This window comes from Paracoccus thiocyanatus, from assembly GCF_900156255.1.
Taxonomy (GTDB): Bacteria; Pseudomonadota; Alphaproteobacteria; order Rhodobacterales; family Rhodobacteraceae; genus Paracoccus; species Paracoccus thiocyanatus.
This window is the reverse complement of the sequence record NZ_FTMK01000022.1, coordinates 20,322-43,981: the sequence shown is the minus strand read 5'-3', so window position 1 is coordinate 43,981 and position 23,660 is coordinate 20,322. Positions and strand designations below refer to the sequence as shown.

Genomic DNA, 23,660 nt, shown 5'->3' with positions numbered 1-23,660 from the left:
CGGCCGCGCTTGCCACGGCGGATGCAGGCCCGGGCGATGCTGACGGCAAGGTGGGATTTGCCGGTCCCGGTGCCGCCGATGAGGACGACGTTACGCTGATGCTCGAGGAACTCTCCGGAGGCCAGATCGCGCACCAGCGTTTCGTTTACGGGCGTGTCTTCGAAGCTGAACTCGTCGACTTCCTTGGCCAAGGGCAGCTTGGCGATGGTCATCTGGTATTTGATCGAGCGAGCTTGTTTCTCGCTGATCTCGGCGTTCAGCAGGTCGCCCACGATTTGCTGCGGTTCGTGCTGTCGCTTCACCGAACGCGCGACGCTGACCGGCAGCTATACCCACGCCTTCCGGGAAACCAGGACCGGGACCAACCGCACGCCGGGATTTGGTCAGGAAACCACCCTGTTCATGGACCAGCACGAGGTGTCGATGGGCGTGAGCTGGGAATTCTGAAGCCCTGGGGCCGAAGCCCGCCGGACGGCCCGCGCCCGCTGGGGTCCACCGGGCTGGCCGCGGCGGCCCAGGCGCAGATGGGCCTTATGCCGGCGTCCGGCGGCGAGGCTTGCGGCAAGGTCTTTCCCGCCGTCCCCGGTGGCCAGGCCGGGCCGGGGGCTTTGCCCCCGCCCCTCGCGGACCCCTAGGGCGGGGTCCGCGAGGGGCTCCCCCAGGATATTTATCCACGAAAGAAGGTCAGGCCGGGCGCCAGAGTCCGCCGCGGCGGGTGAAGCGCAGATGCTGGGGCGGGCGGAAGCCGGGCTCGTCCATCGGCGCGACATGGCGCGCGACCAACAGGTCGGGGCCGGCGAAATCCAGCACCGCGAATTCATTCTGCCGGTCGTCGGGGCGGGCGCAAAGCGCGGTGCCGGCCTGGACTTGCAGGACCGGCCGCCCCCGGCAGCCCTGGAAGGCCCCGATCGACCAGCGATGCAGGTGGCCGGTCAGGATCAGATGCGCGCCTTCGGCCTCCAGTCCCGCCAGGGCCGGCCTGGCACCCTGCATCAGGGCCTTGTCCACCTGTGGCTGCTGCTGCATCGGGTGGTGCAGCGCGACCACGTTGATGCAAGCCGGGTCCAGCCCGGCGACGACGCGGGCAAGCTGCCCCGGCGTGACCATGCCGCGCTGCCAGGCCATGGGGTCGACGCTGTTCAGGCCCTGGACCCGCAGGTTGCCGACCTGTCCGACCGGTTCGAGGTTTTCCGCAATGGCCTTGCGCCAGCGGCGCCAAGGGCGCAGCATCCGCTCGGCCAGCTTGTAAAGCGGGATGTCGTGATTGCCCGGAACCGCAAGCAGCGGCGATTCGATCCGGCGCAGGAAGGCGGCCGCCTGGGCGAATTGCGCCGAGCGGCCGCGATGGGTCAGATCGCCCGTCACCACCACCAGGTCGGCGCCGGCGGCGTTGATCCGGTCGACAAGCGGCTCGACCAGTGCCTGGCGCTGCAATCCGAAATGCAGGTCCGAAAGATGCAGCAGCCGCGTCATTGCGCATCCCGCCCGCCGCTTCCGGCCGGCACAAGCACCCTAAGCGCGCCATGGCGCACCCGGATGCGAAACGGCGAATCCATCCAGATCTTTTCGCCGTCATGGGCGACGTATTCGTGGCGCGGCACGGTTTCGAGTTCGAATTCCTCGGCGCAGATCAGGTCGAAATCGGCATAGCGCGCGCTTTTGCCCAGCGCCAGGCGCAGGGCCGAGCGCACCAGGGGGCCGGGCCTTTTCGCCCGCGCCAGCAACAGCGCCATCTGGCCGCGGCGCAGGCAATCGGCGCCTTCCAGCCCGAAAGCGTCAAGCTGGTAGGCGCTTTTGGCCACGAAGGCCAGCGCGGTGGTGAAGCGCTGTTCGCGGCCATCCGCCCGCACCGTCAGGTGCAGCGGCCGGCGCAGCCTCCACAGGACCGCCACCGCCGACCAATAGGCCGCCAGCCGCGAGCGGCCCCAGCGGCGATAAATGCTTTCGCGGCGCCGCAGGATTTCGGGATAGGCGCCGAAACTGACATTGTTCAGGAAGATCATGCCGTTCATTTCGCCGACATGGACCCGGCGGATGCGCGGCGCGTCAAAGATCTTCAGCGCCTCATCCACCGTTTCGCCCGAGCCGAGGTCGCGGGCGAAATAGTTGAAGGTGCCGCCGGGGATCACCGCCATCGCCGCCGAGCTGCCGGCGACCGCGCCCGCCACCGCGGCTTGGGTTCCGTCGCCGCCGGCGGCGACGATAAGGTCGAACCCGCCGTTCACCGCGCGGCGCGCCATTGCCGGCAGGTCGGCGCCCGTGCCGGTGTCCTGAAAGCACAGCTCGGCCACCCGGCCCCTTAGCGCGGCGTCCAGCTTTTGCGCGGTCTCCTTGCCGCCTTCGCGGCCCGACCGCATGTTCACGATGACGCAGACCCGCGCCGCCGCCAGATCGAAATCGCCGCTTTGACTTGCTTCGCCCTGGCCGGCCATGCTGCCCGCTCCCTCGTTAACCCAGCTTCGGCAACCTTTGGAACCGGGGCGGAGTTCCGGCGGCCGCGTGGCAGGAATGCGACAATTCTACCGCCGGCTTTAATCCTGATCTTTTTACTTGCCTTTCCCTGGGCGCTTTGACAGATTGCGCGGGGAAGCCGAAGGGCGGGATGTTCAAGACCGCCCACCGTGCGTTCAGTGGGATTGCGCGGTTCGCCACCCGATATGTCTGTTGCCACCTGCGCAGGAGAGTTCTGCCCAAAGATCTGATCGCAGAATAGATCATGACCGCCGTCATGGGAATGCACCGGATCGGGGACGAAATTCCTTTGAGAACGAGATGAATCATGAACATCCGCTTGTCCGAGGCGCCGAAAAAGACGGCGTCGCCCGTGCCTGACCCGGTTCTATTCGGTTTCGAAGGGCCTTCGGGCTGCATCCTGGGCCGCGGCCCCGCGCAGCGGATCGCACCCGGCACCGCGGCGACCCTGGCTTCGCGCATCGCCGCGATCGCGCTGGACCCGGACGAGATCATCGGCGGCGCCCTGCCCTTTGACCGCGAGGCGGCGGATTGCCTATGGCAATGCCGTCGCGACAAGGCGCGCGCGCCCTTGGCCAGCGTTCAGGATGGCTTGCCCCTGGCCGGCTGGCGGCTGACCGCGGAACCTTCGGCCTGCGATTATGCCCAGGCGGTATCGCGTGCGCTTGGCATCATGGCGGACGAGGCGGGCCGGTCTGACGCGCTGGAAAAGATCGTGCTGGCCCGCACGCTGCTGGTGGAATCCGCCGCGCCGGTCCCGATCGAGGCGCTGATGGCGCAACTGCGCGCCGACCGCAGCGTCACCGCCTTTCGCGTGGCACTGCCTTGGGGGGCGGATCATCCGCAAGGCCGGGCGCTATGCGGCGCCACCCCCGAATTGCTGGTCGAAAAGCAGGGGCGGCGCGTGCTGTCCCATCCGCTTGCCGGCTCGGCCCGGCGACTGGCCGACCCTGCCGCCGACCGCGCCGCGGCGGCGGCGCTGGCGCAATCGGCCAAGGACCAGCGCGAACACGCCCTGGTCGTCGAATCGATCCTGGACATCCTTGCCCCCTATTGCCGGGACCTGTCCTGTCCCGAAGGCACGCGCCTCACCTCGACCCGCAGCATGTGGCACCTTGGCACCCGGATCGAAGGCCGGCTGAAGGACGGGGACACGCCTTCGGTCGTGCTGGCCTCGGCGCTGCATCCGACGCCGGCGGTCTGCGGCGTGCCGACGGCGCGGGCGGCAGAGCTCATCAAGACCATCGAGCCCGTGGCGCGGGATTTCTATGCCGGCGCGGTCGGCTGGTGCGACGCCAAGGGCGACGGTGCCTGGCATGTCGCCATTCGCTGCGCCGAGATCAGCGGCCGGCGCGCGCGACTTTACGCGGGCGCGGGGATCGTCCCCGGCTCGGACCCGATGGCCGAGGCCGCCGAGACCAGCGCCAAGTTCGGCGCGCTTCTGGCGGCCCTTGGCCTGCCGCAGGACGCCGCGCTGCAAGACCTGCCCTGCAACGGAGAGACCTGATGGCCCTGCCCGCCATTGCGCCCTATGCCCCCCCGACCCAGGCCGAACTGCCCAAGGCGCGCGGCCCCTGGCAGCCCCGGCGCGACCGGCTGGCGCTGCTGGTCCATGACATGCAGCGCTATTTCTGCCGCATCTATCCCCAAGACGCGCCGCTGGCGCCGGTGGTCGGCAATATCGCCCGGCTGATCCAGGCCGCGCGGGCGGCAGGGGTGCCGGTCTTTTACACCGCGCAAAAGGGCGACCAGTTCCGCCCCGATCGCGGGCTTCAGGCCGACCTGTGGGGGCCGGGGATGCAGGCCGTCCCCGAACATGAACAGATTCTGCCCGAACTGGCCCCGGCTGCGGGCGATATCGTGCTGGTCAAGCATCGCTACAGCGCCTTTCAGCGGTCCAATCTGGAACATCTGATGCGCGCGCGCGGCCGCGACCAGTTGATGATCTGCGGCATCTATGCCCATATCGGCTGCCTTGCCACCGCCGCCGAGGCGTTCCAGCGCGACATCGAAGCCTTTGCCGTGGCCGATGCGCAGGCCGATTTCTCCCGCGACAAGCATGACCTGGCAATGGAATGGATCGCCGCCACCTGCGGCGTGCCCCTGTCCAGCCGGCAGGCGCTGGACGCCCTTGCCGCATCCGAGGCGCAATCATGCGCCTGACCGGATTTCAGGGGCGAACCGCCATCGTCACCGGCGCCGCGGGCGGCATCGGCCGGGCGGTCGTCGCCGCGCTGCTGGAGGCGGGGGCCAAGGTCGTGGCCACCGATACCGAAGCCGCGCTGGCCGGCAATCCCGTCGCCGGGGCAGAAAACCGGGTGCTGGACGTGCGCGACGGCGATGCCGTCGAGGCGCTGGTGGCCGAAATCGTCGCGGCGCATGGGCCGCTGGGCCTTGGCGTCCATACGGCCGGGGTGCTGGCCATCGGGCCGCTGCTGGACCTGCCCCCCGAGGAGTGGGAGCGGGTGATGGCCGTCAATGCCCGCGGCAGCTTCAACGTCACCCGCGCCATGGGCCGGGCCATGGCGGGCAGCGGCGGCGGCGCAATCGTCGCGGTCAGTTCGAACGCCGCCGGCATCCCGCGCATGAACATGGGCGTCTATGCGGCATCCAAGGCGGCGGCGACCATGCTGGTGCGCTGCCTGGGGCTTGAACTGGCCGCGCAGGGCGTGCGCTGCAACATCGTCGCGCCCGGCTCGACCCTGACGCCGATGCAGACCGGCATGTGGACCGAGGACGGCGGCGCAGGCGAGCGCGCGGTGATCGAGGGCAGCCTGGACGCCTATCGCACCGGCATCCCGCTGAAAAAGCTGGCGACCCCCGAAGATATCGCCGGCGCGGTGATGTTCCTGCTGTCGGATCAGGCGGGCCATGTCACCATGGCCGACCTTTACGTCGACGGCGGGGCGACCCAGCGCGCCTAACGGCGCGCGGCGATCAGCGCCCACCAATTGTCCAGCGTCGGATCGCGGGCCAGTTCCTCGAAACTGGCCTCGATCCCCATCTGCTTCAGTTCCGACGAAAACGTCATGACCGCGATCGAGTCGAGCCCGTAAAGCACCAGGTTCTCGTCCGGGGCGATCTCGCAATCGTCCTCGATCATCTTCTGGACGCGGGCGGCCAGCCATTCGGGGCTGAGATCGGTCTTTTCGTCACTATCCATCATGCGTCCTTTCAGGCGGTTTCGGCCGCAAGGCTGTCGCGCAGGCGGCGCTTGTCGATCTTGCCCACCGCCGTCAGCGGCAGTTCGGGCACGAAGCGGAAGCGGTCGGGCAGCTTGTATTCGGCGACGCCCAGTTCCAGCAGGTGCCGGCGCAGCGCCGGCGGCGAAAGCTTGCCCGCGCCGTCGCGCAGCACCAGAAAGGCGCAGCTTTTCTCGCCCAGATGCGCATCGGGTGCTGCGACCAGCGCGGCATGGGTGATGTCGGGGTGGCGCACCAGCAGGTTCTCGATCTCTTCGGCGGCGATCTTTTCACCGCCGCGGTTGATCTGGTCCTTGATGCGGCCGACGACGCGCAGGTTGCCGCCCTGTCGCACCACCACGTCGCCGCTGTGATAAAACCCCTTGGCGTCAAAGGCTTTCGCATTGTGTTCCGGGCTGCCGTAATAGCCGCGGAAAGTATAGGGGCCGCGGGTCGCCAGGGCGCCGGGGACGCCGTCCGGCACCTCATGGCCGTCTTCGTCCAGGATGCGCACCTCGTCATCGGGGCTGATCGGGCGGCCCTGGGTGGTAAAGATCACCTCGGGCGGATCGTCCAGCCGGGTATAGTTCACCAGCCCCTCGGCCATGCCGAAGACCTGCTGCAACCGGCAGCCCAGCAATTCGGGAACGCGCCGCGCCGTCGCCTCGGCAAAGCTGGCGCCACCGACCAGCATCAGGTCAAGGCTGGCCAGCAGGCTGCGCCGCGCCGGGTCTTCCTCGACCGCGCGCAGCCACAGGGCGACGGCGGGCGGCACCAGCGGCGCCATGCTGACACGTTCGCGCGCCACGATGTCGAAACAGGCCAGCGGCTCGGGGCTGGGGGCCATGACCACGGTGCCGCCCGCGTGGAACACCCCCAGCGTGCCGGGCGAACTCATGGTGAAATTATGCGCCGCCGGCAGGGCGCACAGGAACCGCGTGGCCGAGGTCACGCCGCAGATGCGGACGCTGGCGCGGATGCTGTAATCGTAGTCGTTATGCGTGCGCGGGATCAGCTTGGGCGTGCCGGTGCTGCCGCCAGAAAGCTGGAAAAACGCCACTTGATCAGCGGGGGTCGGCGCCGCGCCCTGGGGCAGGTCGCCGTCGCGGGTCAGCCAATGGGCCAGGCTTTGCGCCGGGTCATCCTCGTCCAGCAGCAGCAGATGCGAGACACCCTTGGCGCGCAGTTCATCGGCAAAGGCATCGTCGCGGAACAGTTCGTGCCGGCGCGAGGCGACGACCAGCCGCGGCGCGATCTGGCGGGCATATTCGGCAAGCTCCAGCCGGCGATGACTGTAAAGCGCATTCACCGGCACCACGCCGATGCGCAGCAGCGCGAAGAAGACGACGAAGAACTCGGCCACGTTCGGCAATTGCACCAGCGCCGTGTCGCCATGGCCCAGCCCCTGGCGCGCCAGGCGTGCGGCAAGGTTGCGCGATTGCCGGTCCAGATCGGCATAGCTGAAGCGGCGCGAGCCGCAGACCAGGGCCTCGGCCTGGGGATTGGCGGCCAGTTGCGCGTCCAGGATTTGCGTCAGCGGCTGGTCGATCCAGTAACCGGCTTCGCGGTAATGGCGGACAAGCTCTTGCGGCCATGGGCTGAATTCGATCATGCGGACACCTGTTCTGACAGCGGCATCCCGCCCAGGACCGCCGGAGCGTCTTGACGGGGATTAATAGTCGAGTATTTTTATTCCGCTTTCTCTCTCGAAGCAAGCCAGCCGCGTCCGATCCTTGGCCGCATCCAAGCCAGCCCTCTCTCGTTTCGCATGCCAGACCCTGCGACAAGAGCAAGGATTTCATGACGCATCACCATGCCGAGGGGCTTTGGCTGCCCCTGACGCTGGCCCAGATGGACTTTTGGGAAGAGTTCCGGCTTCACCCCGGCGAGGCGGTCTCGACCGTCGCCCATGCCATCGAACTGCGCGGGGTCGCGGACCCGAAACCGCTGGTCCGCGCCATCAAGGCCACCATCGCCGAAACCGATATCATGGCGCTTTGCTTCCAACTGGACGCCCAGGGCCAGCCGATGCAACGGGTCGATCCCGCGCGCCGCCCCAGGCTTAGGTGCCTGGACCTGGCCGGAACGGCCGATGCCCGCGACCGGGCTTTCGCGCTGATGCGGGCGGATGTGGGCGCGGCGCTGGACCTGCTGGGGCAGCCCATCGCGGCGCAATGGCTGGTCCGGCTGGCCGATGGGCATTACCTGTGGTTCAACCGCAGCCATCATATCGCGGTCGACGGCTATGCCATGGGCCTGGTCGAGCGGCGCTGCGCGCGGCTTTACGGCGTGCTGGCCGCGGGCGCCGATCCGGGCCAGCCCCTGGGCGGGCTGGCGGCCTATCTGAACGAAGAACAGGATTATCGCGCCGGTCCGCGCCACAGCGCCGATGGCCGGCATTGGGCCGAAGTGCTGGCCGGCGTTCCCCGCCCCCGCGTGCTGCGCAAAGGGTCCGAAGATTATCCCGCCGAGGCCCTGTCGGCCGCCCATGACCTGTCCGCCTTGCGCCCCGCGATCATCGGGCAGGCCCAGACGGCAGGGCTGGGCTGGCCCGACCTTGCGACCGTGATCTGCGCGGCCTGGGCGGGGCTGCATCTGCGCGACGGCTCGGCCCGGCACGGGCACGACGGCCAGGGCCGCATCTGCATGCCGGTCTGGCTGCCCTATATGAGCCGCATGGGCAGCGTCGCCATCGCGGTTCCGGCGCTGGTGGTCAATATCCTGCCGCTGGATGTGACGCTGAACCCGGCCGAGCCGCTGGGCGAGGCGCTGGCCCGGCTGGGCGCGCGGTTGCGCCAGTTGCGCCGCCATGGCCGCTATCGCATCGAGCAAATCGCCCAGGATTGCGGCATGGAACCGCGCAGCCGCTTCTTTTTCTCGCCGCTGATCAATGTCCTGCCCTTTGACGAGCCGCGCTTTCCCGGCTGCGAAACCGCGCGGCATGTGCTGTCGAACGGGCCGGGCGACGGGTTCAACATCACCATCCGCGGCGATGGCGAGGCGCGCGGCCTGGACCTGCTGGTCGAGGCCGATCCGACGCTGACCCCGCCCGGCGATTTCGAAGCGCTGGCCCAGGGCCTGCCGCGTTTCCTGGCCGCGGCGCTGATGCCCGAAAACCAGGCGCGCCCGCTGGCCGAACTGGCGCTTTAGCCGCCTTCGCCGGCCGTGGCGCCGTCGGGGGCAAAGCTGCGGTGGATGCAACCCGCCGCATCGCGATCCCCCAGGATCGGCGGGCGCTGCGGCAGTTCGAAGTCGGCGCATAGCCGATAGCTGCGCGCGTCCATTGCCTCATAGCGATAGGGCGCGCCGGTAAACGGGTCGGCCAGCCGCAACTGCCAGTCGCATTCCGCGCTGGTCTTCAGCGTCGCGGGCAGCCGGTCGCCGTTCTCGCGCGCCAGGCACAGCACAAGGCGGCTAAGATTGGCCAGGTCGCTTTCGCGTTCGCGGTCGCGCCGCTCCTTGCGGGCCTGGCCGGGGCCGCCGGTGGCCGCCAGCCCGGCTATGACAGCCGCCACCGCCAGCAGCGCCAGGGCGATGGCGGCCCAGCCCTTAGTCATCCATCTCGTCCCGGTAATAGGCAAAGACCAGCCCCGCCACCGCGGCGACCAGCGCCGCCTTGGCCGCAAAGCGCGCGGTCAGATCGCCGTTCAGCAGCGCATGGATCACGGTGATGCCGTCCACCAGGAACACCAGGGACACCACCAGGAGCGTGAGCGAGGCGAACCACTTGCGCACCAGCGACCGTCTTTGCCCGCCGTCGCCGCGGCTCATCCGCGCCACCTTGCGGTTCAGGACCAGAAACAGCGGCACAAAGGCGATCAGCGAGGCGATGGACCAGCGCGCCCAGCCCACCCCGTAATAGGCCCGGTCGGCCGGGTCGGGCAGCAGCCGGTCGATCAGCGTGATGCCCAGTTCGCAGACATGCCAGCCGATCATGCCCAGCGACAGGAACAGCAGACCGTAAAGCAGCGCCTCGCGCGCCGAGGCATAGGGGCGCGGACGCGGCACCGGCGGCAGGCCCGGCGCGGCTTCCCAGCCGCCCAGCGCCTCGTCGATCTCGGGCGCGGACCATCCGGCATGGGCCAGCGCCGCCGCCACCTCGTTGGGACGGCCGCCCTGCGCCAGCGCCTGGCGGACGAATTCGGAAAGCTGGTCGGTCGGTTTCATCGGCGCCCCCTGTCGGGTGCCAGTTTCGCCGCCAGAAAGGCGCGGTCAAGCCCGTCGGCACGGCCGCGCCGGCCTTTGCGCCGCTTCTTGAAGGGGTTGCGAAAATTTTCCCGGCCTGGCGATTTTCCCCCTTGCACCCCCCGGCGCGCTCCCATAAATGACGCCTCACCGAAGGCCAAGCGGCCTCGGGACGGAGCGCGGGCGTAGCTCAGGGGTAGAGCATTACCTTGCCAAGGTAAGGGTCGTGAGTTCGAATCTCATCGCCCGCTCCAAATCTTCTTTTCAGAACGACGAAAAGCGGCCTACGGGTCGCTTTCGGCATTCAGGCCGCTTGCAGCCCGTGACCGCGTCGGTCGGCCGGACTGCGACCTTCCTCTGGCCATTTTCCGGGAATCGGCGCTAGTATGGTAATCAGAGTTGCCCCGGCAGCCATGTCCGGGACAGCCGTCAGGAACAAGCTGCCGCGCCTCGCAACCCATTTTCCCCGAATCGCGGCCAGCAAGCGTGAGGTGATCATGCCGGCTCTGGAAGCTCTGATCGAACGGAAATTGCAACAACTCTCGGTGCCGCTGGCGGTGCGCCTGCCCTCGGGGCGGCGGCTTGGGCCTGCGGATGCGCGTGTCACCATAACCTTCAAGGACATGTCCGCCCCCGCCCTGCTGGCCTCGGCCCGGCTGGGACGGCTGGGGGACGAGATCGTCCGCGGCCGCGCCCGCATCGAAGGGTCGATGCGTGACCTGATGCGGATCGTGGCGGCGCTTGTGCCCTTGGACGGGGAAATGATCCAGCCCAAGCCCTGGCGGCGGCTGATGTATCACGCCCAGTCGCTGCTGCGCCACAGCCGCGACCGCGACGCAAGGCAGATCCGCGCGCATTACGATGTCTCGGACGATTTTTATGCGCTGTGGCTGGATCCGCGCCGGGTCTATTCCTGCGCCTATTTCGCCCAGCCGGACATGACCCTGGCCCAGGCGCAAGAGGCCAAGCTGGACCTGATCTGCCGCAAGCTGGACCTGCAACCCGGCGAGCGTTTCGTCGATATCGGCGCCGGTTGGGGCGCGCTTTTGCTGCATGCCGCGCGCCATTACGGCGTCGACGCCACCGGCATCACCCTGTCGCAGAACCAGTTCGACCATGTCAGCCGGATGATTGCCGACCAAGGCCTGGGCGACCGGGTGCGCATCCGGCTTTGCGACTATCGCGACCTGATGCCCGACAGGCCGTTCGACAAGCTGGCCTCGGTCGGCATGTTCGAGCATGTGGGCCGCTCGAAAATGGCCACCTATTGCGAGACCCTGCGCCGGTTGCTGCGCCCCGGTGGCCTGGCCCTGAACCACGGCATCGCCGCCTCGGGGGTGGACGATGCGATGGTCGGCGGCGGCCTGGGCGGTTTCATCGACAAATACATCTTTCCGGGCGGCGAGCTTATCCATGTCAGCCAGGCGATCCGCAGCCTGTCGCAGGCCGGGCTTGAAATGGTCGACACCGAGAACCTGCGGCCGCATTACGCCCGCACGCTGTGGGCCTGGTCCGACGCGCTGGAGACGCAGTTGCCCAAGGCCGAGCAGGTGCTGGCGCGCTCGATGCCGCCGGACCGGGCGGCGGAAGTGTTGCAAGCCTATCGGCTTTACCTGGCCGGCTGCGCATTGGCGTTCGAGCAAGGCTGGGTGGCGCTTTACCAGATCCTGCTGATCCACCCGGATCGGGCGCTGGCGACCCCGGATCTGCCCGGTGCGCAATCGGTCTATCCGTTCCGCCGCGACCACATCTATCGCTAGGCCCTGTTGCCGCCCGGCCGGGAAACCATGTTCCCCCTTGGGGTCATGACAAGATGACGGTTGGCAAGGTCGAGGCGCGGAACGGGACTGGAACAAGAAAGTGGCCGCCCGCCCGACAACCCCCTTGACCGCGGCGACCGAAAACCCTAGCAAACGCGAGGCTCCGGCGGGTTGGCGGAGAGGTTACGCAGCGGATTGCAAATCCGTGAAGACCGGTTCGATTCCGGTACCCGCCTCCACCATCCCTGTAGCAGCGTGTTCCCCCCATCCCAGCCGCGGCACGCGGACCGGGCCCAGCCGCTGGGCAAAGGCGCCGCGGAACGGCCGATATCCGCCGTCGGCGCGGGGCGGCGTTCTGATCTGGGCGCCGCTCTGCTATACTGCTTGGGGATGAATCCCACCCGGTGAACTCACGCAAGGCGGATATCATGTCTTTCGCATCAGCAAACGAACGCTACTTCGTCAATCTGGTCAACCAGGCTCGCCGGGCCGAGGGGCTGTCCCCGCTGGCCATCGAGAAGCGGCTGAACGATTCCGCCGATGGCCATAGTCGCTGGATGCTGGATACGGATATATTCTCGCATACGGGGCGCGGCGGCTCCTCCTCGCGCGAGCGGATGGAGGGGGCCGGTTTCCACCTGGCGGGCGACTGGATGACGGCCGAGAATATCGGCTATGTCTCCATCCAGGGCGAGGCCGACCTGCGCGACGAAATCCGCCAGCTACACCAGAACCTGATGAACAGCCCCGGCCATTACCAGAATATCATGAGCGATGCCGGCTATATCGGGATCGGCCTTCAGGTCGGCTTTCTGACCGTGAACGGGCGCGACTACAAGGTGCTGATGGCGACGCAGAACTTTGCCGACACGGATGGGCAGGTGCGCGTCGATACCGGCACCTTTGCCCGTGTCGCCGTCCCCGGCGCGAACCTGTTCTTGCAGTCCCGCGCCGGCTGGCTGGAAAGCTTTGACGGGCAGAGGTTCGTGACCCCCGGCCCGGCGCAAAGCACTCCGCGCAATGACGATTACCAGTTGACGGCGCGCAATGACGTCGCCTGGGGCGGGAACGGCAACGACTGGATGGACGGCCGGCAGGGCCATGACAGCCTAAGCGGTGGGCCGGGCAATGACCGCATCTTCGGCGGCGAGGGCTTCGATTCCCTGCATGGCGGCATCGGCAACGATTCGGTGCAGGGCGGGGCGGGCAACGACAAGCTTGCCGGCGCCGAAGGAAACGACCAGCTTCGCGGCGAACTCGGCAACGACACCCTTTGGGGGGGCATGGGCCAGGACGTCATGCTGGGCGGCTATGGCCAGGACTTTCTGGACGGCGGCGCCGGCAACGACTGGCTGAGAGGAGAGCCGGGCAACGACCGCCTTGTCGGCGCGGCGGGCAATGACACGCTGCATGGCGGCCTGGGCAATGACGTGCTGATCGGCGGGGCCGGGGCGGATGTGTTCATCTTTCAGCACGGTCAGGGCGTCGACACCATCAGCGGCTATCAGCGTGGGATCGACCGGCTGCTGATAGGCGACGGCTTGCTGGATGCCAATCCGGCGGCCTTTATCCGCGACCACATGCACAAGACGGCCAATGGCGTGGTCATCGACTTTGGCGACGGCGACCGGATCGTGCTTGAGGGCCAGAACCTGACCGTCGCCGGCGTGGCGGACGACATTTTTGCGATCTGACATCCTTTCAACAGCGGCATTCGGGGCCGTCGGCTGAAAATGGCCTATCCGCCCCGGACGATTCGGCAAGGGACCGCGACCGTGCTAACCTTTCTTCGATCGGCTGGAGGAGGTGGATTATGGGCCAGAAATTTGTGCCTGAATTGCACGACCCGCACTATCGGAAAGCTGAGGGACAGAAGGACGCGCCGCTGACGGACATGGAAGCCGAACGCCAGTTTGATGCGATGGTCGCCAGGCTGGACGCAGAAGAAAGCGCGGTGCAGAAAGAAACGCCCCGTTAAAACGGGGCGCGCTCGCAGGACGGAACTGCGATCAGCAGTCTTCGCTTTTATCCACGATGCCCGGCCGGTCACGGTCTTCGCACATGGCCGTGTCGGGCTTGTGGCCCCGCGGGACTGCCGGGTGCCGAACCTGCTTGGCCGGGTTCACCGCGTCGAATTCTTCCGGCGTGTGCGGAACGCCTTCGTGCTTTCCCTGCGCGTTCTGGCGTTCGGGGTCCGTCGCCGGATTGTCCTTGTCGGTGGCATGTTCTCGGGTCATGGTGCTTACCTCCTGCGGACTCAACCAGCAAAACGAGGCGTTGTTCCTGCGCCCGCCAAGGTGATTGCGGCCGGCCTTGGGGCTGGGTTGCCGGCTGGCGGTCAGTCTGGCGCTGCACGGCCGGGGACGGGTCCGGGCGGATGCGCCGCCGCGGTGGGCGGCAGCTTTGCCATCTGCACCGCCAGGATGCCCGCCGCCACGATCAGCGCGCCCACCACGTCCGAGACGCCGAACCGCTCGCCCAGCAGGGCGGCGGCGATACCGACGCCAAAGATCGGCGACAGAAAGTGGAAAGCGGCCGCCCTGACCGCGCCGATCCGGTTGACCAGCCGAAACCACAGCCAGGTCGCGCCGATGCCCGGCGCCAGAACCGTATAGGCAAAGGCGCCGACCAGCCCGACGCTCCATTCCACCGGGCGGCCCCAGTCCATCAGCGCGGCGGGGACCAGCAGCGCGACAGAGCCGACCGCCATTTGCAAGCCGACGATCATCATCATGTTGCGGCTGCCGCCGGCGCCGCGGGCGGCCAGCGTGGCAAAGGTCAGCGCCACCATGCCGATCAGGCACAGCGCCACCCCCCACAGGTCCAGCCCGTGTTGCAGCCGCACCCCCATGATCAGCCCGACGCCCAGGACCCCGGCGACCAGCCCGGCCACGGCGATGGGGCGCAGCCGCTCGGCGTAAAGCAGCCAGCCCAGAAAGGCCACGGCCAGCGGCATCATCGAGGCGATGATGGCCGAAACCGACGCCTCGACATATTGCATGGCGACCCAGCTAAACCCCAGGTAAAGCGCGTTCTGGCACAGGCCGAACAGGACCACGGTGCGCCATTCGCCGCGGGTCAGGCGCCAGTCCTGCCCCATGGCGCGCGCCAGCGGGATCGCCACCGCGGCCGCCAGCGCAAAGCGGATGACCAGCGCGGTCAGCGGCGGGGCGGCGGTGACGATGACGCGCGTCGCGGTAAAGGCCGAGGCCCAGAGGACCGCAAAGCCGACACCCATCAGAATGGCCTTGGAATCCATGCCGCCTCCCTGCTCGCCCCAATGGGCTATCAGATGCGGGGACGGGTGCAAGGGTTGCCGCAGGACCGGCCGGAAATGCAAAGAGCCGCGCAGGTCATGCGCGGCCCCCGTGCGGGCATGCAGCGAAACGGCGATCAGGCGTTCACGCTGTCCTTCAGCGCCTTGGCGATCGTGACCTTGACCACCTTGTCGGCAGGCTTGGTCATCATTTCCTGGGTCTGAGGGTTGCGGACCTGACGCTCGGGGCGGGTGCGGCAGGCGACCTTGCCGATGCCGGGCAGGGTCAGGGCGCCACCTTCGGCGACCGTGCGCGACACGACGGCCGAAAGCGCGTCCAGAGCCGCGGCGGCGGTCTTCTTGTCGCTGCCCATTTCATCGGCCAGCGTAGCGACGAGCTGGGTCTTGGTCATCGGTTTCGAAGCGGCCTGGGCCATGTTCTGTCTCCTCGTTGTTCCCCATTCGGGAAATTTTCGGACGCCACCTTGGCGGCACGCTTGTCGCTACACAAGCTTTTTAAGCGCAGATCAAGCATTTTCGGCGATTTTGCCCAGCAAACTCTACGAAATTCGCCCGGAAAATGCCGCTTTAGAGAAAGGCGGTCTCGTTGAATGACCGCAGCTTGCGCGAGTGGATGCGCTCCAGCGGGGTTTCCCGCAGTTTCTCCATGGCGCGGATACCGATCAGAAGATGGTTGGCAACCTGGGTGCGATAGAAATCCGTGGCCATGCCCGGCAGCTTCAATTCGCCATGCAGCGGCTTGTCGCTGACGCACAAAAGCGTGCCATAGGGCACCCGGAAGCGGAAACCGTTGGCGGCGATGGTGGCGCTTTCCATGTCCAGCGCGATGGCGCGCGACTGCGACAGGCGATGCACCGGGGTATCGCGCAATTCCCAGTTGCGGTTGTCGATGGTGGCGACCGTTCCCGTGCGCATGATGCGCTTAAGCTCATAGCCTTCCAACTGGGTGATCTCGGCCACCGCCTCTTGCAGGGCGACCTGCACCTCGGCCAGGGCGGGGATCGGCACCCAGACCGGCAGGTCGTCGTCCAGCACGTGATCCTCGCGCAGGTAAGCATGGGCCAGGACGAAATCGCCCAGCGACTGGCTGTTGCGCAGCCCGGCGCAATGGCCGACCATCAGCCAGGCATGCGGGCGCAGCACCGCGATATGGTCGGTCGCGGTCTTGGCGTTCGACGGGCCGACGCCGATATTGACCAGCGTGATGCCGTCGCCATCCGCCCGCTTCAGGTGATAGGCCGGCATCTGCGGCATCTTGGCCCCGGTGGCGATGATGTCCTGGGCCCGTTCCAGCACCTGGTTCCCCGGCCCCACGAATTCGGTATAGCCCGAATGCGGGTCGGCCAGCGCGCGGCGCGCGAACAGTTCGAACTCGTCCACATAGAACTGGTAGTTCGTGAACATCACGAAGTTCTGGAAATGCTCGGGCAGGGTCGCGGTGTAATGCGCCAGCCGCGCCAGCGAATAATCCACGCGCTGCGCGGTAAAGGGCGCCAGCGGGTGGCTGCCGTCCGGGTTGGGCCCGGCCGTCCCGTTGACGATGTCGTCATTCATCGTGTTCAGGTCCGGCACGTCGAAGACATCGCGCAGCGAATAGCCCAGCACGCCTTCCTGGGGCACGTTCAGGTCGCTTTGCGTGGCCACGGCGAAATGCACCGGCATCGGGGTGCCGCTGTCGCCGATCGTCACCGCGCCGCCGTGGTTGCGCATCAACAGCGCGATCTGTTCGGTCAGATAGCCGCGGAACAGGTCCGGCCGGGTGATCGAGGTCGAATAGGTGCCGGGCAGCGCCACATGGCCAAAGGACAGCCGCGAATCGGTCTTGGAATGCACCGGGACCGTCATGCGCAGTTCCGGGTAGAAGGCGCGATAGCGCGCCTGGGGCTGGCCGCCCTTCAGCGTGGCAAGGAAACGGTCCAGCAGGAAATGCGAGGCCCGGTCGTAAAGCTCGATCAGCCGGGCCACGGCCGCAGCGGGGTCGTCGAACATGACACGCTCGGCCGGCTCGGGGGTCTCGATGGAAAGTCTTCGACTGTCAGTCATCATGCGCGCTCCGGGTTTCGGCCGACAGTGCCAGCGTCGCCGCGGGCTGGCAAGCCAGGGCCGGAACCCCTATCTGATGGAAACGAAGGAGTGTGCTGCATGGAATTTTCCGTTCTCGACCTGGCGGTCGTCGCCGAGGGCTCGGATGCCCGCCAGGCCATCGCCAATTCCGTCGCGCTGGCGCAGGCCGCCGAGGGCTGGGGCTACAGCCGCTTCTGGCTGGCGGAACATCACAACATGCCGGGCATTGCCAGCGCCGCCACCTCGGTGCTGATCGGCCATGTGGCGGACCATACGAAAACCATCCGCGTCGGTGCCGGCGGCGTCATGCTGCCCAACCACGCGCCGCTGGCCATCGCCGAACAGTTCGGCACGCTGGCCACGATCCACGGGCCGCGCATCGACCTGGGCCTGGGCCGCGCGCCGGGCGGCGACGGCGCGGTGATGCACGCGCTGCGCCGCTCGATGCAGCGCAACGAGGATTTTCCGAACGACGTCGTCGAACTTCTGCGCTATCTGGGACCGCCCCGCCCCGGCGCCCCGGTCGCCGCCCATCCGGGCGAAGGCACGAATGTCCCGGTCTGGATCCTTGGCTCGTCGCTTTACGGCGCAAGCCTGGCGGCGGCGCTTGGCCTGCCCTATGCCTTTGCCAGCCATTTCGCGCCCGGCGACCTGGACCAGGCGCTGCGGCTTTACCGCGAACGCTTCGAGGCGACCGAGTTCGGCCAGCGGCCGCGCTTCATGCTGGCGGTGAACGTCATCGCGGCCGACAGCGATGCCGAGGCGCAACGCCTGCGCAGCAGCCAGCAGATCAGCTTTGCGCGGCTGCGCACCGGGATGCCCGGCCTGCTGCCGCCGCCGGTCGATGACGTGCTGGAAGCGATCCCGGTGCGCATCCTGCCCGCGGTCAACGCCGCCCTGGCGGTCAGCGCCATCGGCAGTCCCGCGACGGTCGCCGCCGAACTGGAGGAGTTGATCGCCCGCTACCAGCCCGACGAACTGATCCTGGTCGGCAATATCTACGACCAGGCCGCGCGGCACCGTTCCTTTGCCATGGCGGCCGAGATCCTGCGGGGCCGCGGATAATGCGGATGCTGGTGTTCGGCCATGGCTATTCCGCCGGCTTCCTGACCCCCCTGCTGCTGGCCGAGGGCTGGCATGTCACCGGCACCACCCGCACCGACACCGATCGGGTGGCGCAGGCCGGCGCCCAGCCGCTGCGCTGGCCCGGCGAGGACGAGGCGGTCCGCCGCGCCATCGCCCAGGCCGATGCGATCCTGGTCTCGGTCGGGCCGGAACAGGGTGCAGACCCGGTGCTGGCGGCCTTTGGCGCCCAGATCGCCGCGGCGCGGCCGCGCTGGCTGGGCTATCTTTCCACCACCGGCGTCTATGGCGACCGGGACGGCGGCTGGGTGGACGAGGATACGCCCTGCGCGCCCTCGACCCGGCGCGGGCGCGAGCGGCTGGCGGCCGAGCAAGGCTGGCAGGCGCTTGCGGCCGAACACGGCCTGCCGCTGCACATCTTTCGACTGGCCGGGATCTACGGGCCGGGCCGCGGCCCCTTTGCCAAGGTGCGCGAGGGCACGGCGCGGCGCATCGTCAAGCCCGGCCAGGTGTTTTCCCGCATCCATGCCGAGGATATCGCCCAGGTTCTGCTGGCCTCGATCCACGCGCCGCAGCCGGGCGGGATCTACAATGTCTGCGACGACGACCCGGCCCCGCCCGAGGCGGTGATCGGCCATGCCGCCGAATTGCTGGGCCTGCCCCTGCCGCCGGCCGAGGATTACGCGAGCGCCCAGATGACCCCCATGGCGCGCAGCTTCTATGCCGAGAACAAGCGCGTCGCGAACGACCGCATCAAGCGCGAATTGGGCGTGACGCTGCGCTATGCCGATTATCGCGCCGGGCTGGCCGCTTTGGCCCGCGCCGAAGGGATCCTGGCCTAGGGCGCGATCGAGCAGCAGCCCGTCAGCATGCGCGACGCCTGGTCCTGCCCGTCCAGGATCACCGCGACGGCCAGGGCATAGCTGCGGTCCGACATGCCGTCCGAACAGCGTTCCGGCCGCACAAAGGCGGTCAGCCGCCCCTTGTCGTCGCCGGCGATGATGCCGCGCGTCGGCTCGCCCTCGATGCCGCGATCCATGACCTTGCGCAGCGAAAGCTGGCGCTCGGGCTGGTCGGGTTCGCTGAAGACCAGCCCCTTCTGCACGGTCCTGACCGACCAGAAGGGCTCGGTCCCGCTGCAATGCAGCGCCAGCGGCAGCTCGGCCGGTTTCCAGACCGTCGCCTGCGGCTTGAGAAAGCGCAGCGCCACCCAGCCCGTGCCCTCGCCGATATTCACCCGGCCCCATTTGCCGGTGGCGTCGCGTTCCAGCAACTCGACCCCCTTGGCGGTCGAAGCCAGGCGGCCGACGACCTTGGCCTTGCCATCGGGCGCCTCGCGCACGTTCAGCGTGTCCCAGGTCTCGACCACGGTCACGTCGAACAGGTTGGGCAGATGATCCTGCGCCTGCACCGCCAAAGGCGCGGCAAGGGCAAGGCCGGTCAGAAGGATCCGCAGCATTCTTACCTCTCAGGCTCGTTTCGCCAGCGCCACGCCCAGGACTTCCAGCACCTTTTCCTCGATATCGGGGGCGGACATGCGGGCGTCGCGATACATGGCTTCGGGGCTGGCATGGTCGATGAACGTGTCGGGCAGCACCATCTGGCGGAAGCGCAAGCCACCGTCAAAGACGCCCTCGTCTGACAGAAGCTGCGCGACCAGGCTGCCGAAGCCGCCGACCGCGCCCTCTTCGATGGTGATCAGCGCCTCATGCGTGCGGGCCAGGCGCAGGATCAGATCGCGGTCCAGCGGCTTGGCGAAGCGGGCATCGACCACCGTGGGGTTGACGCCACGCGCCGAAAGCGCCTCGCGCGCGCGCATCACCTCGGCCAGGCGGGTGCCAAAGGACAGGATGGCGACGCGCTTGCCCTCGGCGACGACGCGGCCCTTGCCGATTTCCAGCACCTCGCCGCGCTCGGGCATCTCGACGCCGGTGCCTTCGCCGCGCGGATAGCGGAAGGCGATGGGGCCTTCGTCATGGGCGGCGGCGGTGGCGACCATATGGACCAGTTCCGCCTCGTCCGCGGCGGCCATGACCACCATGCCGGGCAAGTTCGCCAGGAAGGCGATGTCATAGGCCCCCGCATGGGTGGCGCCATCGGCGCCGACCAGCCCCGCGCGGTCGATGGCAAAGCGCACCGGCAGGCGCTGGATCGCCACGTCATGCACCACCTGGTCATAGCCGCGTTGCAGGAAGGTCGAATAAAGCGCGCAGAACGGCTTCATCCCCCCCGCAGCCAGCCCGGCCGAAAAGGTCACGGCATGCTGTTCGGCAATGCCCACGTCAAAGCAGCGGCGCGGGAACCGTTCGGCCATCAGGTTCAGCCCGGTGCCATCGGGCATGGCGGCGGTGACGGCGACAATGCGGTCGTCGCGGGCGGCCTGATCGACCAGCGCACGGGCAAAGACCGAGGTATAGCTGGGCGCGTTCGATTTCGCCTTGGCCTGCGTCCCGGTCTGGACATCGAATTTCGCCGTGGCATGACCCTTGTCGGCGGCGCGTTCGGCGGGACCGTAGCCCTTGCCCTTGCGCGTCACCACATGCAGCAGCACCGGCCCCGCCGCCCGCGCCTTGACGGTGCGCAAAAGCGGCAAAAGCTGGTCCAGGTCGTGCCCGTCCACCGGGCCGATATAGGAAAAGCCCAGTTCCTCGAACAGGGTGCCGCCGACGGCCATGCCTTTCAGCATCTCCTTGGCGCGGCGCGCGCCTTGTTGCAGCGGCGTCGGCAGAAAGCCCACGGCCCCCTTGGCCACGGCTTTCAGGTCCTGGAACGGCCCTTCGGCGTAAAGCCGGGTCAGATAGCGCGACAGCGCCCCGGTCGGGGGCGCGATGGACATTTCGTTGTCGTTCAGCACCACGAACAGCCGCTTGCCCAGGTCGCCGGCATTGTTCAGCGCCTCGAAGGCCATGCCCGCGCTCATCGCGCCGTCGCCGATCACCGCGACGGCATCGCCCGGATCGCCGCCAAGTTCGCGCGCCATGGCAAAGCCCAGCGCCGCGCTGATCGAGGTCGAGGAATGCCCGGCCCCGAACGGGTCATAGGGGCTTTCCGACCGCTTGGTGAACCCCGACAGCCCGCCTGCGGTGCGCAAGGTGCGAATGCGGTCGCGCCGGCCGGTCAGGATCTTGTGCGGATAGCATTGGTGGCCCACGTCCCAGATGATCTTGTCGCGCGGGGTGTCGAATACGGCGTGCAGGGCCACGGTCAGTTCGACCACGCCCAGGCCCGCGCCCAGATGGCCGCCGGTCACGGAAACGGCGCTGATCGTCTCGACCCGCAATTCGTCGGCAAGCTGGTGCAATTCGCGATCGGTCAGGTCCTTGAGATCGGATGGCAGATGCACCCGGTCCAGGATCGGGGTCGCGGGACGGTGGGAAGTCTCATGGGTCATGGCTTGCCCCTCTCCGGGCGGGCTGTCAGGCGTCGCGTTCGATAACGAAACGTGCAAGCTGCCGCAAGTTTCCTGCGGCCTCTCCATAAGGGTCCAGGGCGCATTCGGCATCACGAACCAGGGCGCGCGCCTGGTCCTGCGCCCCCTCCAGGCCCAAAAGCGAAACGAAGGTCGCCTTGTTCGCGGCGCCGTCCTTGCCGGTGCGCTTGCCGGTCTCGGCCTCGCTGCCGGTCACGTCCAGGATGTCGTCCTGGATCTGGAAGGCCAGGCCCAGGTTGCGGGCATATTCCGCCAGCGGGCCGGGATCCTGGCCGGCCATGACCGCGCCGGCGGTGGCGGCGAACTGGATCAGCGCCCCGGTCTTGGCCCCTTGCAGCCGGGTGATGGCGGCAAGATCCAGGGGAACGGCTGCGGTTTCGGCGGCAATGTCCAGCGCCTGGCCCCAGACCATGCCGCGCCCGCCGACCGCCTGGGACAGGCCCCGCACCAACGCCAGCCGCGCCTCGGCCGGGCCGACCTGCGGCTCGGTCAGCAGGGCAAAGGCCAGGCTTTGCAGCGCATCGCCGGCCAGGATCGCGGTCGCCTCGGACCATCGCACATGCACCGTCGGCAGGCCGCGGCGCAGATCATCGTCGTCCATCGAGGGCAGGTCGTCATGCACCAGGCTATAGGCGTGCAGCGCCTCGACCGCGGCCGCGACCGGCCGCGACTCGTTGTCGCCCAGCCCGAACAGCCGCGCCGATTCCATGGCCAGGAAGGCGCGGATGCGCTTGCCGCCGGTGCAGGCATAGCGCATGGCGTCGGTCAACTCGCCCGCCGGCAGGCTGGCCATGGCCGCGTCCAGCGCGGCCTGGACCTGCGCTTTGACCTCCTCCAGCCGGTCCAGCATTACAGCCCCTCGGCCGGGGCGGTTCCGGTCGGCTGGCCGTTGGCGGCCAGGGTGATCTTTTCCACCCGCTCCTCGGCCTCGCGCAGGCGCTGGTCGCAATGCGCCCGCAGCAATGCGCCGCGCTCGTAAAGCTTGATCGATTCCTCCAGCGACGCCTCGCCATGCTCCAGCCGGCCGACCGTGGCCTCCAGCTCTTTCATCGCCTCCTCGAAGGACATGTTCTCGATCTCGGTCACGCGGCGGTCTCCCTCAGCACTTCGACATGGGCGCGCACCGCGCGGCCCAAAGCGGCCAGATCATAACCGCCTTCCAGCGCCGACACCACCGGGGCCGAACAGGCAGCCGCCGTATCGCAGATCATCCGGGTGATGGCGGTGAAATCACCCTCGTCCCACATCAACGAGGCCAGCGGGTCCGCGGCATGGGCATCGAACCCGGCGGAAACCAGCACAAGCTGCGGCCGCCATGCCGCGACCCGGTCGCAGATCGCCGCCCAGGCGGCCCGCGCCTCGGCCCCGCCGCTGCCCGGCGCCAGGGGAATGTTCACCACCTGGCCATGCGCCCCCCGCTCCGCAGCCGTCCCGGTGCCCGGATAAAGCGGCATCTGGTGGGTCGAGGCGAACAGCGCCCGTTTCTCGTCCCACAGCACGTCCTGGGTGCCGTTGCCGTGATGCACGTCGAAATCCAGCACCGCGACCCGGTCCAGCCGGTGATGCTCCAGCGCCCGCAAAGCGCCGATCGCGACCGAGGACAGGATGCAGAACCCCATCGCGCGCCTGCGCTCGGCATGGTGTCCCGGCGGGCGCATGGCGACAAAGGCATTGGGCGCCTCGCCCGCCAAAACCGCATCGACGGCGGCGCAGACCCCGCCCGCGGCGTGGCGCGCCGCATCCAGGCTGCCCGGCGCCAAGGCCGTATCCGGGTCGAGCATGTTCCAGCCCTCGGCCGGCGATTCAAGACGCAGGCGCTCCAGGTAATCGGCCGGATGGGCGCGCCGAAGGTCCTGGTCCTGCGCCGCGCAAGCCTCGCGCCGCCCAAGGTCCATCCCGTCCAGCGCCGCCAGCACGGCGTCCAGCCGGGCCACCTGCTCGGGATGGCCGGGGGGCGTCACATGCCGGTGCCCAGAAGGATGGGTGAAAAGCAGGGTCATTACCGCACGGATTATGGGCTGGCCCGGCGCAGGGCAAGGAAAACTTCCCCCCGCGGACCCCGGACATCCGCCGGAACCGCGCCCCGCGCGCCTTTCTTTCGTGTGCAAATATCCTGCGGGGGTCCGGGGGCGCAAAGCCCCCGGTCTGGCCCGTGCAGCAACCCCCTTCGCCCGGCTGCTCCAGCGGACGCATCCGAATGCCGTCGG

Annotated in this window: 25 protein-coding genes, 2 tRNA genes and 1 pseudogene; 12 read left to right on the top strand and 16 right to left on the bottom strand. The window is 68.2% G+C overall.

Translation table 11 applies throughout. From position 1 onward, the window contains the following. Positions 1 to 305 (bottom strand): annotated as a pseudogene (locus F3H32_RS14280) (ATP-binding protein); the annotation flags it as partial. Between F3H32_RS14280 and F3H32_RS17950 the strand changes: the two are divergent. Further along, entirely contained in the window at positions 199 to 447 is a 249-nt protein-coding gene (locus F3H32_RS17950; protein ID WP_223191466.1) for a hypothetical protein, read from the top strand. The pseudogene F3H32_RS14280 and the gene F3H32_RS17950 sit on opposite strands and share 107 nt — an antisense overlap. A gap of 237 nt (positions 448 to 684) precedes the next feature. On the opposite strand, the gene F3H32_RS14275 is transcribed toward F3H32_RS17950, so the two are convergent. Together F3H32_RS14275 and F3H32_RS14270 are read right to left on the bottom strand one after the other, a co-directional pair. Continuing rightward, a complete protein-coding gene (locus tag F3H32_RS14275) occupies positions 685 to 1,473 on the bottom strand; it encodes a metallophosphoesterase family protein (protein WP_149766412.1) in 789 nt (262 codons plus the stop codon). Further along, positions 1,470 to 2,432: a diacylglycerol/lipid kinase family protein gene (locus F3H32_RS14270; RefSeq protein ID WP_149766411.1), complete on the bottom strand. Its 963-nt coding sequence runs from the start codon at positions 2,430 to 2,432 to the stop codon at positions 1,470 to 1,472. Before F3H32_RS14270 ends, F3H32_RS14275 begins: the two co-directional genes overlap by 4 nt. A 347-nt stretch (positions 2,433 to 2,779) precedes the next feature. Between F3H32_RS14270 and F3H32_RS14265 the strand changes: the two genes are divergently transcribed. Genes F3H32_RS14265 through F3H32_RS14255 form a run of 3 tightly spaced genes read left to right on the top strand, consistent with a single transcriptional unit; the run spans position 2,780 to position 5,396 of the window. Next, complete coding sequence (locus F3H32_RS14265; protein WP_149766410.1) at positions 2,780 to 3,979, top strand: isochorismate synthase; 1,200 nt, start codon at positions 2,780 to 2,782, stop codon at positions 3,977 to 3,979. Continuing rightward, positions 3,979 to 4,635, top strand: coding sequence for an isochorismatase family protein (locus tag F3H32_RS14260; protein ID WP_149766409.1), 657 nt, complete (start codon positions 3,979 to 3,981; stop codon positions 4,633 to 4,635). Before F3H32_RS14265 ends, F3H32_RS14260 begins: the two co-directional genes overlap by 1 nt. Then, positions 4,626 to 5,396, top strand: a complete 771-nt coding sequence (locus F3H32_RS14255; RefSeq protein ID WP_149766408.1) for an SDR family oxidoreductase — start codon at positions 4,626 to 4,628, stop codon at positions 5,394 to 5,396. The genes F3H32_RS14260 and F3H32_RS14255 overlap by 10 nt, the downstream gene beginning before the upstream one ends. Here F3H32_RS14255 and F3H32_RS14250 read toward each other — a convergent pair. Then, positions 5,393 to 5,635 carry a phosphopantetheine-binding protein gene (locus tag F3H32_RS14250; protein ID WP_223191464.1) on the bottom strand — a complete coding sequence of 81 codons (243 nt, stop codon included), beginning with the start codon at positions 5,633 to 5,635 and terminating at the stop codon, positions 5,393 to 5,395. The two genes, F3H32_RS14255 and F3H32_RS14250, sit on opposite strands and share 4 nt — an antisense overlap. A gap of 11 nt (positions 5,636 to 5,646) precedes the next feature. Continuing rightward, the gene (locus tag F3H32_RS14245; protein ID WP_149766406.1) at positions 5,647 to 7,266 is read right to left on the bottom strand and encodes a (2,3-dihydroxybenzoyl)adenylate synthase; all 1,620 of its coding nucleotides are present in this window, start codon (positions 7,264 to 7,266) and stop codon (positions 5,647 to 5,649) included. A gap of 188 nt (positions 7,267 to 7,454) precedes the next feature. Here F3H32_RS14245 and F3H32_RS14240 point away from each other — a divergent pair, with 188 nt between their 5' ends. Beyond that, positions 7,455 to 8,804, top strand: a complete 1,350-nt coding sequence (locus tag F3H32_RS14240; RefSeq protein ID WP_149766405.1) for a condensation domain-containing protein — start codon at positions 7,455 to 7,457, stop codon at positions 8,802 to 8,804. On the opposite strand, the gene F3H32_RS14235 is transcribed toward F3H32_RS14240, so the two are convergent. Continuing rightward, positions 8,801 to 9,211, bottom strand: a complete 411-nt coding sequence (locus F3H32_RS14235) for a hypothetical protein (RefSeq protein WP_149766404.1) — start codon at positions 9,209 to 9,211, stop codon at positions 8,801 to 8,803. The genes F3H32_RS14240 and F3H32_RS14235 overlap by 4 nt on opposite strands. Further along, on the bottom strand, positions 9,204 to 9,821 hold the full coding sequence (locus F3H32_RS14230) for a DUF5671 domain-containing protein (RefSeq protein ID WP_149766403.1): 618 nt from the start codon (positions 9,819 to 9,821) through the stop codon (positions 9,204 to 9,206). Before F3H32_RS14230 ends, F3H32_RS14235 begins: the two co-directional genes overlap by 8 nt. 197 nt (positions 9,822 to 10,018) lie before the next feature. On the opposite strand from F3H32_RS14230, the gene F3H32_RS14225 reads away from it, so the two are divergent. The 5 genes from F3H32_RS14225 (at position 10,019) to F3H32_RS17755 (ending at position 13,577) form a co-directional block, all read left to right on the top strand. After that, positions 10,019 to 10,093, top strand: a tRNA-Gly gene (locus F3H32_RS14225). A 159-nt stretch (positions 10,094 to 10,252) separates the two neighbouring features. Further along, a complete protein-coding gene (locus F3H32_RS14220; RefSeq protein WP_223191463.1) occupies positions 10,253 to 11,599 on the top strand; it encodes a class I SAM-dependent methyltransferase in 1,347 nt (448 codons plus the stop codon). 165 nt (positions 11,600 to 11,764) lie between these two features. Further along, positions 11,765 to 11,838: transfer RNA gene (locus F3H32_RS14215), tRNA-Cys, on the top strand. A gap of 189 nt (positions 11,839 to 12,027) precedes the next feature. After that, on the top strand, positions 12,028 to 13,293 hold the full coding sequence (locus tag F3H32_RS14210) for a CAP domain-containing protein (RefSeq protein ID WP_149766402.1): 1,266 nt from the start codon (positions 12,028 to 12,030) through the stop codon (positions 13,291 to 13,293). A 119-nt stretch (positions 13,294 to 13,412) separates the two neighbouring features. Next, positions 13,413 to 13,577 (top strand): hypothetical protein, encoded by a 165-nt coding sequence (locus F3H32_RS17755; RefSeq protein ID WP_188128670.1) that lies wholly within the window; start codon positions 13,413 to 13,415, stop codon positions 13,575 to 13,577. Between the two features lie 31 nt (positions 13,578 to 13,608). On the opposite strand, the gene F3H32_RS14205 is transcribed toward F3H32_RS17755, so the two are convergent. The 4 genes from F3H32_RS14205 to F3H32_RS14190 all read right to left on the bottom strand — a co-directional run bounded on the left by F3H32_RS14205 (position 13,609) and on the right by F3H32_RS14190 (position 16,919). After that, positions 13,609 to 13,836, bottom strand: coding sequence for a hypothetical protein (locus F3H32_RS14205; protein WP_149766401.1), 228 nt, complete (start codon positions 13,834 to 13,836; stop codon positions 13,609 to 13,611). A gap of 101 nt (positions 13,837 to 13,937) precedes the next feature. After that, positions 13,938 to 14,858 carry a DMT family transporter gene (locus F3H32_RS14200; RefSeq protein ID WP_149766400.1) on the bottom strand — a complete coding sequence of 307 codons (921 nt, stop codon included), beginning with the start codon at positions 14,856 to 14,858 and terminating at the stop codon, positions 13,938 to 13,940. 134 nt (positions 14,859 to 14,992) lie between these two features. Then, positions 14,993 to 15,292, bottom strand: a complete 300-nt coding sequence (locus F3H32_RS14195; protein WP_011746752.1) for an HU family DNA-binding protein — start codon at positions 15,290 to 15,292, stop codon at positions 14,993 to 14,995. 151 nt (positions 15,293 to 15,443) lie between these two features. Further along, on the bottom strand, positions 15,444 to 16,919 hold the full coding sequence (locus F3H32_RS14190) for an AMP nucleosidase (protein WP_149766417.1): 1,476 nt from the start codon (positions 16,917 to 16,919) through the stop codon (positions 15,444 to 15,446). Positions 16,920 to 17,018: 99 nt separating this feature from the next. Between F3H32_RS14190 and F3H32_RS14185 the strand changes: the two genes are divergently transcribed. Both F3H32_RS14185 and F3H32_RS14180 read left to right on the top strand, forming a co-directional pair. Continuing rightward, a complete protein-coding gene (locus F3H32_RS14185) occupies positions 17,019 to 18,005 on the top strand; it encodes an LLM class flavin-dependent oxidoreductase (protein ID WP_149766399.1) in 987 nt (328 codons plus the stop codon). Next, complete coding sequence (locus F3H32_RS14180; protein ID WP_149766398.1) at positions 18,005 to 18,865, top strand: SDR family oxidoreductase; 861 nt, start codon at positions 18,005 to 18,007, stop codon at positions 18,863 to 18,865. The genes F3H32_RS14185 and F3H32_RS14180 overlap by 1 nt, the downstream gene beginning before the upstream one ends. Here F3H32_RS14180 and F3H32_RS14175 read toward each other — a convergent pair. From F3H32_RS14175 to F3H32_RS14155, 5 genes are read right to left on the bottom strand one after another with little or no spacing between them, the layout of a single operon-like run. Further along, the gene (locus tag F3H32_RS14175; RefSeq protein ID WP_115755230.1) at positions 18,862 to 19,482 is read right to left on the bottom strand and encodes a COG3650 family protein; all 621 of its coding nucleotides are present in this window, start codon (positions 19,480 to 19,482) and stop codon (positions 18,862 to 18,864) included. The genes F3H32_RS14180 and F3H32_RS14175 overlap by 4 nt on opposite strands. Before the next feature lie 9 nt (positions 19,483 to 19,491). Continuing rightward, positions 19,492 to 21,414 carry a 1-deoxy-D-xylulose-5-phosphate synthase gene (dxs, locus tag F3H32_RS14170; protein WP_149766397.1) on the bottom strand — a complete coding sequence of 641 codons (1,923 nt, stop codon included), beginning with the start codon at positions 21,412 to 21,414 and terminating at the stop codon, positions 19,492 to 19,494. A 25-nt stretch (positions 21,415 to 21,439) separates the two neighbouring features. Further along, entirely contained in the window at positions 21,440 to 22,303 is an 864-nt protein-coding gene (locus F3H32_RS14165) for a polyprenyl synthetase family protein (RefSeq protein WP_149766396.1), read from the bottom strand. Next, the gene (locus F3H32_RS14160) at positions 22,303 to 22,539 is read right to left on the bottom strand and encodes an exodeoxyribonuclease VII small subunit (RefSeq protein WP_149766395.1); all 237 of its coding nucleotides are present in this window, start codon (positions 22,537 to 22,539) and stop codon (positions 22,303 to 22,305) included. The genes F3H32_RS14165 and F3H32_RS14160 overlap by 1 nt, the downstream gene beginning before the upstream one ends. Further along, a complete protein-coding gene (locus F3H32_RS14155) occupies positions 22,536 to 23,453 on the bottom strand; it encodes a histone deacetylase family protein (RefSeq protein WP_149766394.1) in 918 nt (305 codons plus the stop codon). The genes F3H32_RS14160 and F3H32_RS14155 overlap by 4 nt, the downstream gene beginning before the upstream one ends. Positions 23,454 to 23,660 lie beyond the last annotated feature (207 nt).

Excerpts from the sequence above, each read along its gene's own strand:
- F3H32_RS14275 (WP_149766412.1), bottom strand. The coding sequence starts at position 1,473 with ATGACGCGGCTGCTGCATCTTTCGGACCTGCATTTCGGATTGCAGCGC.
- F3H32_RS14270 (WP_149766411.1), bottom strand. The coding sequence starts at position 2,432 with ATGGCCGGCCAGGGCGAAGCAAGTCAAAGCGGCGATTTCGATCTGGCG.
- F3H32_RS14265 (WP_149766410.1), top strand. The coding sequence starts at position 2,780 with ATGAACATCCGCTTGTCCGAGGCGCCGAAAAAGACGGCGTCGCCCGTG.
- F3H32_RS14260 (WP_149766409.1), top strand. The coding sequence starts at position 3,979 with ATGGCCCTGCCCGCCATTGCGCCCTATGCCCCCCCGACCCAGGCCGAA.
- F3H32_RS14255 (WP_149766408.1), top strand. The coding sequence starts at position 4,626 with ATGCGCCTGACCGGATTTCAGGGGCGAACCGCCATCGTCACCGGCGCC.
- F3H32_RS14250 (WP_223191464.1), bottom strand. The coding sequence starts at position 5,635 with ATGGATAGTGACGAAAAGACCGATCTCAGCCCCGAATGGCTGGCCGCC.
- F3H32_RS14245 (WP_149766406.1), bottom strand. The coding sequence starts at position 7,266 with ATGATCGAATTCAGCCCATGGCCGCAAGAGCTTGTCCGCCATTACCGC.
- F3H32_RS14240 (WP_149766405.1), top strand. The coding sequence starts at position 7,455 with ATGACGCATCACCATGCCGAGGGGCTTTGGCTGCCCCTGACGCTGGCC.
- F3H32_RS14235 (WP_149766404.1), bottom strand. The coding sequence starts at position 9,211 with ATGACTAAGGGCTGGGCCGCCATCGCCCTGGCGCTGCTGGCGGTGGCG.
- F3H32_RS14230 (WP_149766403.1), bottom strand. The coding sequence starts at position 9,821 with ATGAAACCGACCGACCAGCTTTCCGAATTCGTCCGCCAGGCGCTGGCG.
- F3H32_RS14220 (WP_223191463.1), top strand. The coding sequence starts at position 10,253 with ATGTCCGGGACAGCCGTCAGGAACAAGCTGCCGCGCCTCGCAACCCAT.
- F3H32_RS14210 (WP_149766402.1), top strand. The coding sequence starts at position 12,028 with ATGTCTTTCGCATCAGCAAACGAACGCTACTTCGTCAATCTGGTCAAC.
- F3H32_RS17755 (WP_188128670.1), top strand. The coding sequence starts at position 13,413 with ATGGGCCAGAAATTTGTGCCTGAATTGCACGACCCGCACTATCGGAAA.
- F3H32_RS14205 (WP_149766401.1), bottom strand. The coding sequence starts at position 13,836 with ATGACCCGAGAACATGCCACCGACAAGGACAATCCGGCGACGGACCCC.
- F3H32_RS14200 (WP_149766400.1), bottom strand. The coding sequence starts at position 14,858 with ATGGATTCCAAGGCCATTCTGATGGGTGTCGGCTTTGCGGTCCTCTGG.
- F3H32_RS14195 (WP_011746752.1), bottom strand. The coding sequence starts at position 15,292 with ATGGCCCAGGCCGCTTCGAAACCGATGACCAAGACCCAGCTCGTCGCT.
- F3H32_RS14190 (WP_149766417.1), bottom strand. The coding sequence starts at position 16,919 with ATGACTGACAGTCGAAGACTTTCCATCGAGACCCCCGAGCCGGCCGAG.
- F3H32_RS14185 (WP_149766399.1), top strand. The coding sequence starts at position 17,019 with ATGGAATTTTCCGTTCTCGACCTGGCGGTCGTCGCCGAGGGCTCGGAT.
- F3H32_RS14180 (WP_149766398.1), top strand. The coding sequence starts at position 18,005 with ATGCGGATGCTGGTGTTCGGCCATGGCTATTCCGCCGGCTTCCTGACC.
- F3H32_RS14175 (WP_115755230.1), bottom strand. The coding sequence starts at position 19,482 with ATGCTGCGGATCCTTCTGACCGGCCTTGCCCTTGCCGCGCCTTTGGCG.
- dxs (WP_149766397.1), bottom strand. The coding sequence starts at position 21,414 with ATGACCCATGAGACTTCCCACCGTCCCGCGACCCCGATCCTGGACCGG.
- F3H32_RS14165 (WP_149766396.1), bottom strand. The coding sequence starts at position 22,303 with ATGCTGGACCGGCTGGAGGAGGTCAAAGCGCAGGTCCAGGCCGCGCTG.
- F3H32_RS14155 (WP_149766394.1), bottom strand. The coding sequence starts at position 23,453 with ATGACCCTGCTTTTCACCCATCCTTCTGGGCACCGGCATGTGACGCCC.